Source organism: Pseudomonas sp. CFBP2511 (genome assembly GCF_030209255.1).
Taxonomy (GTDB): domain Bacteria; phylum Pseudomonadota; class Gammaproteobacteria; order Pseudomonadales; family Pseudomonadaceae; genus Aquipseudomonas; species Aquipseudomonas avellanae.
This window is the reverse complement of the sequence record NZ_JARVSI010000024.1, coordinates 310,081-323,790: the sequence shown is the minus strand read 5'-3', so window position 1 is coordinate 323,790 and position 13,710 is coordinate 310,081. Positions and strand designations below refer to the sequence as shown.

At 57.2% G+C, this 13,710-nt stretch carries 13 protein-coding genes and 2 tRNA genes; 1 reads left to right on the top strand and 14 read right to left on the bottom strand.

Going from position 1 to position 13,710, the window contains the following annotated elements; translation table 11 throughout:
- Positions 1 to 143 precede the first annotated feature (143 nt).
- The 14 genes from rpsO to rlmE all read right to left on the bottom strand — a co-directional run bounded on the left by rpsO (position 144) and on the right by rlmE (position 13,231).
- Positions 144 to 413 carry a 30S ribosomal protein S15 gene (gene rpsO, locus QRN38_RS21185; protein ID WP_002555121.1) on the bottom strand — a complete coding sequence of 90 codons (270 nt, stop codon included), beginning with the start codon at positions 411 to 413 and terminating at the stop codon, positions 144 to 146.
- Positions 414 to 571: 158 nt separating this feature from the next.
- Positions 572 to 1,489 (bottom strand): tRNA pseudouridine(55) synthase TruB, encoded by a 918-nt coding sequence (truB, locus tag QRN38_RS21180; RefSeq protein ID WP_005766456.1) that lies wholly within the window; start codon positions 1,487 to 1,489, stop codon positions 572 to 574.
- 3 nt (positions 1,490 to 1,492) lie between these two features.
- The gene (gene rbfA / locus QRN38_RS21175; RefSeq protein ID WP_003377505.1) at positions 1,493 to 1,909 is read right to left on the bottom strand and encodes a 30S ribosome-binding factor RbfA; all 417 of its coding nucleotides are present in this window, start codon (positions 1,907 to 1,909) and stop codon (positions 1,493 to 1,495) included.
- Positions 1,910 to 2,068: 159 nt separating this feature from the next.
- The gene (gene infB, locus QRN38_RS21170) at positions 2,069 to 4,594 is read right to left on the bottom strand and encodes a translation initiation factor IF-2 (protein ID WP_003377503.1); all 2,526 of its coding nucleotides are present in this window, start codon (positions 4,592 to 4,594) and stop codon (positions 2,069 to 2,071) included.
- A 27-nt stretch (positions 4,595 to 4,621) separates the two neighbouring features.
- Positions 4,622 to 6,103, bottom strand: a complete 1,482-nt coding sequence (nusA, locus tag QRN38_RS21165; RefSeq protein ID WP_005620402.1) for a transcription termination factor NusA — start codon at positions 6,101 to 6,103, stop codon at positions 4,622 to 4,624.
- A 59-nt stretch (positions 6,104 to 6,162) separates the two neighbouring features.
- A complete protein-coding gene (gene rimP / locus QRN38_RS21160; protein WP_032710579.1) occupies positions 6,163 to 6,621 on the bottom strand; it encodes a ribosome maturation factor RimP in 459 nt (152 codons plus the stop codon).
- A 130-nt stretch (positions 6,622 to 6,751) separates the two neighbouring features.
- A tRNA-Met gene (locus QRN38_RS21155) sits at positions 6,752 to 6,828 on the bottom strand.
- 95 nt (positions 6,829 to 6,923) lie between these two features.
- Positions 6,924 to 7,009 (bottom strand) — tRNA-Leu (locus QRN38_RS21150).
- A 46-nt stretch (positions 7,010 to 7,055) separates the two neighbouring features.
- Positions 7,056 to 7,436 (bottom strand): preprotein translocase subunit SecG, encoded by a 381-nt coding sequence (gene secG, locus QRN38_RS21145; protein ID WP_005766452.1) that lies wholly within the window; start codon positions 7,434 to 7,436, stop codon positions 7,056 to 7,058.
- 4 nt (positions 7,437 to 7,440) lie between these two features.
- A complete protein-coding gene (gene tpiA, locus QRN38_RS21140; protein ID WP_005739097.1) occupies positions 7,441 to 8,196 on the bottom strand; it encodes a triose-phosphate isomerase in 756 nt (251 codons plus the stop codon).
- Positions 8,197 to 8,262: 66 nt separating this feature from the next.
- Positions 8,263 to 9,606: a phosphoglucosamine mutase gene (gene glmM, locus QRN38_RS21135; RefSeq protein ID WP_005766449.1), complete on the bottom strand. Its 1,344-nt coding sequence runs from the start codon at positions 9,604 to 9,606 to the stop codon at positions 8,263 to 8,265.
- A 16-nt stretch (positions 9,607 to 9,622) separates the two neighbouring features.
- On the bottom strand, positions 9,623 to 10,474 hold the full coding sequence (gene folP / locus QRN38_RS21130; RefSeq protein ID WP_011105022.1) for a dihydropteroate synthase: 852 nt from the start codon (positions 10,472 to 10,474) through the stop codon (positions 9,623 to 9,625).
- A gap of 8 nt (positions 10,475 to 10,482) precedes the next feature.
- Positions 10,483 to 12,387 carry an ATP-dependent zinc metalloprotease FtsH gene (gene ftsH, locus QRN38_RS21125; RefSeq protein WP_005766445.1) on the bottom strand — a complete coding sequence of 635 codons (1,905 nt, stop codon included), beginning with the start codon at positions 12,385 to 12,387 and terminating at the stop codon, positions 10,483 to 10,485.
- A gap of 193 nt (positions 12,388 to 12,580) precedes the next feature.
- Entirely contained in the window at positions 12,581 to 13,231 is a 651-nt protein-coding gene (rlmE, locus tag QRN38_RS21120) for a 23S rRNA (uridine(2552)-2'-O)-methyltransferase RlmE (protein WP_005620411.1), read from the bottom strand.
- 103 nt (positions 13,232 to 13,334) lie between these two features.
- On the opposite strand from rlmE, the gene QRN38_RS21115 reads away from it, so the two are divergent.
- Positions 13,335 to 13,646, top strand: a complete 312-nt coding sequence (locus QRN38_RS21115) for a YhbY family RNA-binding protein (protein ID WP_003377487.1) — start codon at positions 13,335 to 13,337, stop codon at positions 13,644 to 13,646.
- The last annotated feature ends 64 nt before the right edge of the window (positions 13,647 to 13,710 follow it).

Sequence of the window (13,710 nt, the reverse complement as noted above, 5' to 3'; positions counted from 1 at the left end):
ACTGGTTTCTTGCGAATTCTTGGGCAGCGTGGGGAATCGGCCCCTTCCACAGCCCAGATAAAACTTGAGGCTGGGAGCCTGCCAGACCCACCGGGTAAACCCGACGGATCGCGACAGACAACCAACCTCTAGCAACGTCGTTATTAGCGACGCAGACCCAGACGACCGATCAGGGCGCTGTAACGGCTAACGTCCTTACCTTTCAGGTAATCCAGCAGCTTGCGGCGCTGGTTTACCATACGGATCAGACCACGACGGGAGTGGTGGTCCTTACCGTTGGCCTTGAAGTGGCCTTGCAGTTTGTTGATGTTGGCGGTCAGCAGTGCAACTTGCACTTCTGGCGAACCAGTATCACCAACAGCTTGCTGGTAGTCGGTTACGATCTGAGCTTTTTCTTCAACGCTGAGTGCCATGTGGGCAATCCTTATTTCAGGGAAGCGCTTCCGGGGAAACGTTTCCAACAGGCCGAGGACAAAACCTCGTATTAAAAAATGAGATATGACCGTGCCTGTTGACAGCCATCCTCGTTCCACCCCACTGCCAGGCTAGCCCGCCAGTGGACTGGTTCCGGTCACTCTGACCGAATCAATCGACGCGGCGCAATACGCCCGTCTTCGCTGACTTCACCGATACCGATGAAGCGACCTTCGTGATCCTGCACCCGCACCATACCGAATTTAGGTGCGTCCGGGGCGCGTACCGGCTGACCATGCAACCAGTAAAACGAACTGTGCTCGGAAAACTTCAGCAGTGGCCAGTCCAGCAGGCCGCTGTCCGAAGGCATCAGGAAGCGGTCAACCGCTTCGTTGCCACCGTCGGCATGCACTTGCTCGAGCTCTTCCAGCGTAACAGTCTGAGCCAGTGTGAAAGGCCCGGCCTGGGTACGGCGCAGCTCTGCGACGTAGGCACCACAGCCGAGTTTTTCACCGATATCCTCGACCAGCGTGCGGATATAGGTGCCTTTACTGCAATCCACCGACAGACGTGCTGTCTCGCCTTCGCAAGCAAGTAATTCCAGGCGCGCAATAGTAACAGAACGGGGCTCGCGCTCCACTACTTCCCCTGCACGCGCCAGTTTATAAAGTGGCTGCCCGTCACGCTTGAGGGCCGAGTACATGGGAGGTATCTGGCTGATTTTCCCGCGAAAGTCGGGCAGAACCGCTTCGATATCGTCGCGACCAACGGTCACCGGACGCGTGAGCAAAACATCGCCCTCGGAGTCGCCAGTGGTCGTGGTCTTGCCCAGTTGGGCCAGCGTCTCGTAGGACTTGTCCGAATCGAGCAGATACTGAGAGAACTTGGTCGCCTCGCCAAAGCACAACGGCAGAACGCCGGTTGCTAAAGGATCAAGGCTGCCCGTGTGCCCCGCCTTCTCGGCATTGAGCAGCCAGCGAACCTTTTGCAGAGCGGCGTTGGACGTGAAGCCCAGTGGCTTGTCGAGCAGGATGATCCCGCTGACATTGCGACGTATACGCTTGACCTGAGCCACCCTTTATTCCTCGGTACTTTCAGGCTTTGCATCTGGCGATGCAGGGCCTTCCTGGTGCTGACTGTCCTGCGCCACTGCGCGCTCGATCAGTGCCGAGAGGTGCGCACCACGCACGACGCTTTCGTCGTAGTGGAAGTGCAATTGAGGCACGCTGCGCAGCTTCATTTCACGGGCCAGCTGCATGCGCAGGAAGCCTGCGGCAGCGTTGAGCACCTTGATGGTCTGCGCGATGTCTTCCGCGTTGTCCTGCCCCATGACGGTCATGAAAATCTTTGCGTGACCGACATCACGGCTGACGTCTACGGCGGTAATCGTGACCAGACCCACACGTGGGTCCTTGATTTCGCGACGGATCAGTTGCGCCAGCTCGCGCTGCATCTGATCGCCGATACGTTGGGTACGGCTGTATTCTTTTGCCATGCTTGTTACCTGTTACTGATCCGGGACCAAACCCTGACAGTCTGAAAGCGGCAAACGCCCGGCCTGACAATTGCCAGACCGGGCGTTGCGTTTAGAGCCCATGGAGAAAGCGCTGCATGTACATGCGACGCCCCCACCATGACTCCTGAAGCTCGCGATTTAGAGGCTGCGAGCCACTTGGACCTTCTCGAAGACTTCGATCTTGTCACCAACCTTGACGTCGTTGTAGCTCTTGACGCCGATACCGCATTCCATGCCGGCACGTACATCGGCAGCGTCATCCTTGAAGCGGCGCAGGGATTCCAGCTCGCCTTCGAAGATAACGATGTCTTCACGCAGAACACGGATTGGACGGTTGCGGTAAACAGTACCTTCCAGAACCATACAACCTGCGATCGCGCCGAATTTCGGCGAACGGAACACATCGCGGACTTCGGCAATACCCAGGATATTCTCCCGAACGTCGCTGCCAAGCATACCGGTAAGGGCTTTCTTGACGTCTTCGATGATGTCGTAGATCACGTTGTAGTAACGCATATCCAGACCTTCCTGCTCGACAATCTTGCGTGCGCCAGCATCGGCACGCACGTTGAAGCCGAACAGTACAGCGTTGGAGGCCAGTGCCAGGTTGGCGTCGCTCTCGGTGATACCACCGACACCGCCACCCACTACGCGCACTTGCACTTCGTCGTTACCCAGGCCGTTCAAGGCGCCGTTCAACGCTTCGAGGGAACCACGAACGTCAGATTTGAGGACGATATTGAGCGTCTTCTTCTCTGCCTGACCCATGTTCTCGAAGATGTTTTCCAGCTTGCCAGCGTGGGCACGGGCCAGCTTGACTTCGCGGAACTTGCCTTGACGGAACAGAGCCACTTCACGGGCTTTCTTCTCGTCGGACAGCACGCTCATCTCGTCGCCAGCGTCCGGGGTACCGTCCAGGCCGAGAATCTCGACAGGGATAGAAGGACCCGCTTCCTTGACCGGCTTGCCGTTCTCGTCAAGCATGGCGCGGATGCGGCCGAAGTTCGAACCGACCAGAACCATGTCGCCCTGACGCAGCGTACCGTCCTGAACCAGAACAGTAGCAACCGGACCGCGGCCCTTGTCCAGACGGGACTCGACAACAACACCACGGCCAGGAGCCGAAGGCGTTGCCTTGAGTTCCAGGACTTCGGCTTGCAGCAAGACAGCTTCCAGCAGCTCGTCGACGCCCGTACCCATTTTCGCGGAGACCGAAACGAAAGGCGTATCACCGCCCCACTCTTCGGACGTCACGCCATGGACTGACAACTCGCTGCGAATGCGGTCGAGATCTGCACCCGGCTTGTCGATCTTGTTCACCGCAACCACCAGCGGAACGCCAGCAGCAACAGCATGCTGAACGGCTTCGATGGTCTGTGGCATCACGCCGTCGTCGGCAGCAACCACCAGAATCACGATGTCGGTCGCCTTGGCACCACGGGCACGCATTGCGGTAAACGCAGCGTGACCAGGGGTGTCGAGGAACGTCACCATGCCGCGTTCGGTTTCAACGTGGTAGGCACCGATGTGCTGGGTGATACCACCGGCTTCACCAGCCGCTACCTTGGCGCGACGGATGTAGTCGAGCAGCGAAGTCTTGCCGTGGTCGACGTGGCCCATTACGGTCACAACCGGCGCACGAGAGAACGACTCGCCTTCGAACTTCAGCGATTCCGCCAGGGAATCTTCCAGGGCATTGTCGCTGACCAGCGTGACCTTGTGGCCCAGCTCTTCGGCGATCAACTGGGCAGTTTCCTGATCCAGTACCTGGTTGATGGTCACCGGGGTGCCCATCTTGAACATGAATTTGATGACTTCAGCAGCCTTGACCGACATCTGTGCCGACAATTCGCCGACAGTGATGGTCTCGCCGATGGCAACGTCACGGATAACCGGGCCGGTAGGGCTCTGGAAACCATGCGCGTTACGCTTCTTCAGCTTGCCCTTGCCACGACCACCACGACGGAAGCTGTCGCTTTCTTCGTCGGTGGTGCGAGGTGCAACACGAGGGGCAGGAGCCTTCTCTTTGACCGAAGCACGATGCGGAGCGTTCTTGCGATCGCCGTCGCCGCCACGGGCGTTGCGGTCGTCAGCACGAGGCTTGTCAGGGCGACGTTGTTCGTCACGCTTGCGGGCATCGGCAGACGGCGCTGCGCTGGCAGGTGCCGGAGCAGCGGCTGCAGGTGCTTCACGTACAGGCTCGGCTGCAGCAACAGGTTGCGCAGGTGCCGAAGCAGGCTGGCCGGCAGCAGGCTGATTGCGCGCATCTTCTTCAGCGCGACGCTTGGCTTCTTCTTCAGCCTTTTGACGAGCGGCATTTTCTACCGCACGGCGTTCGTCCATCTCGCGCTTGCGCTCGGCTTCGATCTCTTCCGGGCTACGCTGCACAAAGACTTTCTTCTTGCGCACTTCAACGCTGATGCTCTTGCTGCCAGCAACGCGCAGGGTGCTGGTGGTCTTGCGCTGCAAGGTAATCTTGCGAGGCTCTTCCACCTTGGCCTTGTGACCGCTTTTCAGGTGCGTCAACAAGGCTTGTTTTTCGTTATCGGTCACAACTTGCTCGGCGGCGGTGTGCGGCAGACCTGCCTCACGCATCTGCTGTAACAGGCGCTCTACCGGTGTGTCGACCACTTTGGCCAGTTCTTTCACCGTGACTTGCGTCATGCACTTCTCTCCTCAGGCCGCGCCTACTTACTCGAACCAGTGGGCTCGGGCGGCCATGATCAACTTGCCGGCACGATCATCGTCAATGCCGTCGATGTCGAGCAGGTCATCTATAGACTGCTCGGCCAGGTCTTCGCGGGTAACTACGCCGCGCACCGCCAGTTCCATCGCCAAATCCTTGTCCATACCCTCAAGCGAGAGCAGGTCTTCGGCCGGATGGGCGTCTGCCAGCTTTTCCTCTGTAGCGATGGCTTTAGTCAACAAACGATCCTTGGCACGAGCGCGAAGCTCGTTGACGATATCTTCGTCAAAGCCGTCGATGTTGAGCATTTCTTCCAACGGTACGTAGGCAATCTCTTCCAGGCTGGTGAAGCCTTCATCAACCAGCACCTGAGCCAGTTCTTCATCGACTTCGAGCTCTTCGATGAAGTTGCGCAGGATGTCACCGGTTTCAGCTTGCTGCTTGGCCTGGATGTCCGATTCGGTCATTACGTTCAGGGTCCAGCCAGTCAACTGACTGGCCAGACGAACGTTCTGACCGCCACGACCAATAGCCTGGGCCAGGTTGTCCGCGCCTACCGCGATGTCCATTGCATGAGCGTCTTCATCTACGATGATTGCAGCTACTTCTGCAGGGGACATTGCGTTGATCACGAACTGCGCAGGGTTATCGTCCCAAAGCACGATATCCACACGCTCGCCACCCAGCTCGCCGGAAACAGCCTGAACTCGCGAACCGCGCATGCCGATACAGGCACCTTGCGGATCGATTCGTTTGTCCTTGGAGCGAACAGCGATTTTCGCACGAGAGCCCGGGTCACGAGAGGCAGCCATCACCTCGATGAGACCTTCGGCAATTTCCGGCACTTCAATGCGGAAAAGCTCGATCAGCATCTCTGGCGCAGTACGCGACAGAATCAGCTGAGGGCCACGGTTTTCAGTACGAATTTCCTTCAGCAGAGCACGGACGCGAACACCGACCCGGAAAGTTTCCCGGGAAATGATGTCTTCACGAGCCAGCAAGGCTTCGGCATTGTTACCCAGGTCAACGATGACATTGTCACGTGTAACCTTTTTAACAGTACCAGAAATGATTTCACCCAGACGCTCACGGTAGGCATCGACTACCTGAGCACGCTCGGCTTCACGAACTTTCTGCACGATGACCTGTTTTGCGGTCTGTGCAGCAATACGACCAAATTCGATGGAATCGATTTTCTCTTCGATCAGGTCGCCTGCAACGGCACCAGGCTTTTTAGCCTGAGCCTGATCGACGGCCAGCTCGTAAGCAGGATCGTCCAGATCTTCGTCTTCGACGACTGTCCAGCGACGGAAAGTCTCGTAGTTGCCTGTTTGGCGGTTGATCTCTACACGCAGTTCAACTTCGTCTTCAAAACGTTTCTTGGTAGCAGTGGCCAGAGCCAGCTCCAGCGCTTCAAAAATAACACTTGCCGGAACGCCCTTTTCATTGGACACCGACTCAACAACCAGCAGTACTTCTTTGCTCATCGTACGCCTCGCCTTTCGCAAGCCATTGGATCCGCGGGATCCGCAGTAACCGGCACGTATCAGTCAAACGTGGGAATAATGTTGGCCTTGTCGATCAAGTCGATCGGCAACAGAAACTCATGGTCTTCAACATGCACCACGACATCCTGCTCCTCCACCCCGCGGAGAAGGCCTTGAAAGTTGCGTCGACCTTCGAAAGGCGAACGCAGCTTTATTCTTACTTGTTCCCCGGCGTACAAAGCGAACTGCTCGATAGTGAACAGCGGGCGCTCCATGCCAGGAGAAGAGACTTCAAGGGTGTATTCGGTGCTGATCGGGTCTTCTACGTCCAACACACCGCTGATCTGGCGACTGACGATTGCGCAGTCGTCTACCAGAACACCACCTTCTTTATCGATATAAATACGCAGCACCGAATGCTTGCCCTGGGAACTGAAATCGATCCCCCAGCATTGATAGCCAAGCGCCACGACCACAGGGGCCAACAAGCCCTGCAACTGTTCTAGCTTGCTCGACACCTGAACCCCCTCGTACATGCTTTAGAAATAAAAAAATGGGCAAAAGCCCATCCCTGAAAACGCCGCTGAACATCGGCGTCACGTACTGTCCAGCTAACAAAAAGCCCCTTAAAAGGGGCTCCGCTAAAACTGGTTGCGGGGGCTGGATTTGAACCAACGACCTTCGGGTTATGAGCCCGACGAGCTACCAAACTGCTCCACCCCGCGACAAAGCTGGGGCGGAAGTATACGACCGATCCATTGCTGGGTCAATCCAACATCCACCTACAAGAAAGCCCGCTAATGCGGGCTTCCTTGTTAATTGGTACCGAGAAGGGGACTCGAACCCCTACACCCATTGGGCACAACCACCTCAAGGTTGCGTGTCTACCAATTCCACCACCTCGGCATTACAACTCTTTGGCGATCTCGCAAAAACATCGCCGAATTCTTTTTTACTTCTTCTCTGGAGCCTGAGGTGCATCAGCAGGAACAACTGCTGGCTTTTGCTCTTCGAGAACCGGCACATCACCTGCCGCCGGCTTTTGCTTCACTTCCAGTACTGCAGGGTCTGGCAAACCTACCTGAGTCAGCTGTTGAGCTTTCTCTTTAGCAAAGTAACCTAACCCCAAGCTGGTTATGAAAAAACATGCGGCAAGTATAGCAGTAAACTTACTGAGAAAGGTAGAGGTTCCTTGACCTCCGAAGACAGTATTTGATGCACCTGCTCCGAAAGACGCACCTGCGTCCGCACCTTTACCCTGCTGCAGCAATACCAGAGCGACAACGCCCAGAGCGCCCAACAGGTGAAAAACGATTACGACTGTTTCCAGCATTTTTTCAGTTTCCCGCGGCGCGACAGATCGCACCGAACTCATCTGCATTCAGGGACGCTCCACCAATGAGCCCCCCATCGATATCCGGCATGCTGAAAAGCTCGACCGCATTGGCCGCCTTCACGCTGCCGCCATAGAGAAGTCGCACGCCTTGTGCGACTTCGGCATTCTCTTTTGCCAGTTGCGCACGAATTGCTGCGTGCACTTCCTGCGCCTCTTGAGGCGAAGCGGTCAATCCGGTGCCGATGGCCCAGACTGGCTCGTAGGCAATTACTGCATTGACCAGCGCACCAATACCAAACTCTGCAATGACGCTGTCAAGCTGACGCCCGACAACTTCAAGCGTTTGCCCTGCCTTGCGCTCTTCAAGCGTCTCGCCTATGCAAAGCACAGGGGTAAGACCGCTTGCCTGTATCGCTGCGAACTTCTTGTTGAGCACCTCGTCCTGCTCGCCAATCAGCTGACGACGCTCCGAGTGCCCGACGAGTACCAGCTTGCAACCGGCATCAGCCAATTGGCTCGATGCGATTTCGCCGGTCAGTGCGCCCTGCTCAGCCTGAATGGCTGCATCCTGCGCACCAACAATGATCGACGTACCCTGAAGGCCCTCGATCACTCGACTGGTAAACAGGCTTGCAGGCATTACGGCGATATCGACGCTGCCAGGCAACGCCTGCTTGACCAAACCCTCGATCAGCTCAGCGACGCTGGCGCGGGTACCGTGCATTTTCCAGTTACCAGCTACCATTGGGCGACGCATGCTACACCTCGTGGGTCAAAGTGGGCGCAGATGTTACCCAACACTTCCGACACTGGCAAGCCGAAATCAGGCGCAAACTTCAGCAACCAGTTTTGCGAGCTCTTCGGCGTACGCCCTGACCTGCGCTTCGTCCTCACCTTCGACCATCACCCGCACCAGAGGCTCTGTGCCGGATTTGCGCAATAGCACCCTGCCACGCCCCGCCATCTGTTCGGTGACGCGCGCACAGGCTTCCTGCACCGACGGGTGGGTAACCGGGTCGACACTGGAACCCTCGAAACGCACATTGATCAGGATTTGCGGGCACTTGCGCAATTTCAGGCGCGCCTCGGCAAGGCTGATGCCGCTGCGACGCAAGGCAAGTATCACCTGCAGCGAGGCGATAATGGCGTCACCGGTGGTGGCATGCTGGAAACACACGATGTGCCCGGAGTTTTCACCACCGATCTGCCAATTACGCTCAAGCAGCTCGGCAATCACATAACGGTCGCCAACGTTGGCCCGCACGAAGGGAATATTCTGTTCGGCAAGAGCGAGCTCAAGACCCAGGTTACTCATCAGCGTGCCGACAACACCTCCCTGCAAGCGGCCACGTTCGTGCAGATCGCGCGCAATGATGTAAAGCAGCTCATCGCCATCAACGATGGTCCCAGTGTGGTCGACCATCAGCACGCGGTCGCCGTCACCATCAAAACCGATGCCCATGTCCGCGTGCTCCGCAACCACAGCGGCCTGCAAGGCCTCCATGTGAGTAGAGCCGCAGTCCTTGTTGATGTTGAGCCCGTCAGGCTGCGCCGAGAGCACCACAACCTGCGCCCCCAACTCACGGAAGACGTTGGGCGCCACCTTGTAAGTCGCGCCGTGCGCGCAATCGATCACCACCTTGAGCCCGGCAAAATCGGTACTGGTCGGCACGCTGCTCTTGCAGAATTCGATGTAACGCCCGGCAGCATCGTTGATCCGCGAGACCTTGCCGAGGTTTTCGGACTCGGCCACGGTCATCGGTGCGTCGAGCAACTCCTCGATCATCATTTCGATCTCGTCAGGCAGCTTGGTGCCCTGGCCGGAGAAGAACTTGATGCCGTTGTCGTAGTGCGGATTGTGCGAAGCACTGATGACGATGCCTGCTTCGGCATGAAAAGTGCGCGTCAGATACGCGATGGCAGGTGTAGGCATCGGCCCCAGCAGCAGCACGTCAGCGCCCGCCGCAGAAAGCCCTGCTTCCAGTGCAGATTCGAACATGTAGCCGGAAATACGCGTGTCCTTACCGACAAGAATGCGGCAGGCGCCCATCTTGCGAAAGGCCATGCCTGCAGCCCAGCCCAGTTTCAGCATGAACTCGGGTGTAATCGGGAATTGCCCTACACGACCACGAATGCCGTCGGTTCCGAAATATTTTCTGGTAGTCATGGATGCCCCACTGTTTTTATTCAGCTGCCTGGACAGCTGCGATCATGCGCACCACGTCAGCCGTTTCGGCGACATCGTGCACACGTAGAATTCTTGCCCCTTTGGTCATCGCCAGGGCGGCCAGGGCCAGCCCTCCAGACAAGCGCTGATCTACGGGGCGTCCCAGCACTGCACCGATCATGCTTTTGCGCGAAACCCCCACCAACAGCGGCCGACCCAGCGCGTGCAACGCTTCCATACGCCTGAACAGGCTCAGATTATGTTCCAGCGTCTTGGCAAAACCAAAACCCGGATCAAGGATGAGCTGTTGCCGATCAATCCCCGCGGCCACACACTGATTCATGCGCTCCAGCAGGAAGGCACTGACCTCGCCCAGAAGGTCCTCATAGTGCGGATCATTCTGCATGGTGCCCGGCTCGCCCTGCATATGCATCAGACACACCGGCAAACCGGTGCTTGCAGCCGCCTCAAGCGCGCCTGGACGCTGCAACGAGCGAACGTCATTGATCATGCCAGCGCCCAGCCCTGCCGTCGCCAGCATGACCTCAGGCGTTGACGTATCAACCGAGATGATCACATCGAGTTCACGCGCAATAATCTCGACAACCGGCGCTACACGCTCGACTTCTTGCGCAGGAGACACCGGGCGTGCGCCCGGACGGGTCGACTCGCCACCGACGTCAATCAGCGTGGCACCGGCCAGCACCATGGCTTCTGCATGACGCAGGGCAGCATCGAGCTGGCTGTAACGGCCGCCGTCGGAGAACGAATCTGGAGTCGCGTTGAGGATGCCCATCACATGGGTATGGGCCAAATCAAGAACCCGGTTGCCGCAAGGCAACCGGGTTGGGTACAGCGCAGATGTCATGTCAGACCTTAATGCTCAGCAGCAGGACCGCCAATAGGCGTTTCCGGACGAGGATCAGGTGTGATCGGAGTACCGTTGGTACCTGAACCGCCATCCCAGTCACGCGGCTCGCGCGGTGGGCGACCGGTCATGATGTCATCGATCTGATCGGCATCGATGGTCTCGTACTTCATCAACGCGTCGGCCATCGCTTCAAGCTTGTCGCGATTGTCCGTCAGCAGCTGCTTGGCGGTGCCGTAGCAGTGGTCGATGATGCTGCGTACTTCCGAGTCGATCAGCTTGGCGGTGTCGCCGGAAACACTGGAATTCTGGCTGCCGCCGCGCCCCAGGTAACCACCATCTTCGTCTTCAGAGTACATCAATGGACCCAGCTTTTCAGACAGGCCCCATTTGGTGACCATGTTCCGGGCAATCTGGCTGGCACGCATGATGTCGTTGGACGCACCCGTCGTGACGCCATCAAAGCCCAGGGTCATTTCTTCAGCGATACGACCGCCGTACAACGAGCATATCTGGCTGATCAACGCACGCTTGGACAGGCTGTAACGGTCTTCTTCGGGCAGGAACATGGTCACACCCAAAGCGCGGCCGCGAGGAATGATCGACACCTTGTAGACCGGATCATGCTCGGGCACCAGACGACCGACGATGGCGTGACCCGCCTCGTGGTAAGCCGTGTTGCGTTTTTCCTTGTCGGACATGACCATCGATTTGCGCTCGGCGCCCATCATGATCTTGTCCTTGGCCAGTTCGAATTCCTTCATTTCGACGACACGCTTGCCGGAGCGCGCAGCGAACAGCGACGCTTCGTTGACCAGGTTGGCCAGATCGGCACCGGAGAAACCCGGAGTACCGCGAGCGATAACGCCTGGATTGACGTCCTCACCCATAGGCACTTTGCGCATGTGGACCTTGAGAATCTGCTCACGACCACGAATGTCCGGCAGACCCACCACAACCTGACGGTCGAAACGGCCCGGACGCAGCAATGCAGGGTCCAGTACGTCAGGACGGTTGGTCGCGGCAATGACGATGATGCCGTCATTCATTTCAAAGCCGTCCATCTCTACCAGCAACTGGTTGAGGGTCTGCTCGCGCTCGTCGTGACCACCACCCATGCCGGCACCACGATGACGACCGACCGCATCGATTTCGTCGATGAAGATGATGCAGGGCGCGTGTTTCTTGGCTTGTTCGAACATGTCACGGACGCGGCTTGCACCGACACCCACAAACATTTCGACGAAGTCGGAACCGGAAATCGTGAAGAACGGCACTTTGGCTTCGCCGGCAATCGCCTTGGCAATCAACGTCTTGCCGGTACCCGGAGGACCAACCATCAGCACGCCGCGCGGAATTCGACCACCCAGACGCTGGAACTTGCCAGGATCACGGAGGAACTCGACGAGCTCGCCGACTTCTTCCTTGGCTTCGTCACACCCTGCAACATCCGCCAGGGTGGTCTTGACCTGATCTTCAGACAACAGACGCGCCTTGCTTTTGCCAAAGCTCATCGGGCCGCCTTTGCCGCCCGCTCCGCCCTGCATCTGGCGCATGAAGAACATGAAGACCGCGATGATCACCAGAATCGGGAAGCTGGCGACCAGCAACTGGGTCCAGATGCTCTGCTGTTCGGGCTGCTTGCCTTCGACCACAACGTTGTTGCTGACCAGATCGCCGATCAGGCCATTGTCCGGAATGTTCGGACGAATGGTCTTGAAGGTGTCACCGTCACTGCGTTTGCCCGTGATCACGTAGCCATCGACAGAAACCTTCTCGACCTTGCCATCCTTGACCTGCTGGATGAACTCGGAATAGTTGAGGTTCTGCGGCTCGTTAGGGCTTGAGAAGTTGTTCATCACCGTCACAAGGACAGCCGCGATGATCAACCACAGGATCAAATTCTTTGCCATATCGTTCAATTAGCTACCCTCTGAAGCAAGCTCCACGCAGCAAGCGTGCCTCGCATGATATTCACTGGCCTAACTTACTACAGAACCTACAGATACGGCAGACACCGTCTGTAACCCTTTGTGAAACTTTGACACCATAATGTTCGTTGATGCTGCACTGGCGACGCCATTTGAAAAAAGCTATCGCGCTCTATCAAAAACGTTCGATGCTGGCTGCGCCATCGATTCCGCGAAAACCACGAGCCAGCAGGTATTGCTCGCGCGATCGGTCGCGGGACGACGAAGGCTTGCGCATCTGCACCTTGTCGAACAGCTTGCGAATGTCCTTGTGGTAAATATCGAAGCCTTCACCCTGGAAGACCTTGATCAGAAAATCGCCACCGGGACGCAGTACCCGACCGGCAAGGTCGAGCGCCAATTCACAGAGAAACATTGCACGCGGCATATCGACAGCGCTCAATCCACTCATATTGGGGGCCATATCGGAAATCACAAGGTCTACCTGCGTATTACCGACGGCTTCAAGAATCTGCTCAAGGATGGCGTCCTCGGTGAAATCCCCCTGAATGAAGGTCACGTCCGGGATGCTGTCCATCTCAAGAATGTCGGAAGCTATCAGGCGACCTTGACCACCGATCAGACGACTGGTCACTTGCGACCAGCCACCCGGCGCAGCGCCGAGGTCGATGACGGTCATGCCGGGGCGGATGATCTTGTCCTTTTCCTGAATCTCGAGAAGCTTGTAGCTGGCACGCGAACGGTAGCCGTCCTTCTGCGCCATTTTGACGTATTTGTCGTCGAAGTGTTCTTTGAGCCAGTTATGGCTTGTCTTGGAACGGGCCACAGGGCACCTCAAAAATAAACGAGTCGTGATTAACTGGGCGGTCCCGGACTCGCTCGGGTAAACTGGCCGCCGCTTTTAAAAGATCAGACGCAGAGGTCAGATTATGCCGCTCACTCCAGAGCAGAAGAAACAATACAAATCCATTGGTCACCATCTGAAACCGGTATTGACCGTGGCTGACAATGGTTTGACTGAAGGTGTACTTGCAGAGCTTGAACGCGCATTGAGCGATCACGAGCTGATCAAGATCAAGCTCAATATCCTCGACCGCGAAAGCCGTCTGGGTGCCGTTGCAGAACTGTGCAAGGCTGGCTCAGCCGACCTGGTACAGGTCATCGGCAAAATGGCGTTGATCTACCGCAAGAACCCAAAGGTAAACAAGCAACTGTCCAACGTCCACCGCGCGCACGGATAAAAATATGCGCCAGGGCCGCTTAGTGTGTGCCCTGACGCGTTTTTACCGCTGAAAGTGCCCGCCA

Coding starts and splice junctions, on each gene's coding strand:
- rpsO (WP_002555121.1), bottom strand. CDS start 413: ATGGCACTCAGCGTTGAAGAAAAAGCTCAGATCGTAACCGACTACCAG.
- rbfA (WP_003377505.1), bottom strand. CDS start 1,909: ATGGCAAAAGAATACAGCCGTACCCAACGTATCGGCGATCAGATGCAG.
- infB (WP_003377503.1), bottom strand. CDS start 4,594: ATGACGCAAGTCACGGTGAAAGAACTGGCCAAAGTGGTCGACACACCG.
- nusA (WP_005620402.1), bottom strand. CDS start 6,103: ATGAGCAAAGAAGTACTGCTGGTTGTTGAGTCGGTGTCCAATGAAAAG.
- secG (WP_005766452.1), bottom strand. CDS start 7,436: ATGCTGGAAACAGTCGTAATCGTTTTTCACCTGTTGGGCGCTCTGGGC.
- tpiA (WP_005739097.1), bottom strand. CDS start 8,196: ATGCGTCGCCCAATGGTAGCTGGTAACTGGAAAATGCACGGTACCCGC.
- glmM (WP_005766449.1), bottom strand. CDS start 9,606: ATGACTACCAGAAAATATTTCGGAACCGACGGCATTCGTGGTCGTGTA.
- folP (WP_011105022.1), bottom strand. CDS start 10,474: ATGACATCTGCGCTGTACCCAACCCGGTTGCCTTGCGGCAACCGGGTT.
- ftsH (WP_005766445.1), bottom strand. CDS start 12,387: ATGGCAAAGAATTTGATCCTGTGGTTGATCATCGCGGCTGTCCTTGTG.
- QRN38_RS21115 (WP_003377487.1), top strand. CDS start 13,335: ATGCCGCTCACTCCAGAGCAGAAGAAACAATACAAATCCATTGGTCAC.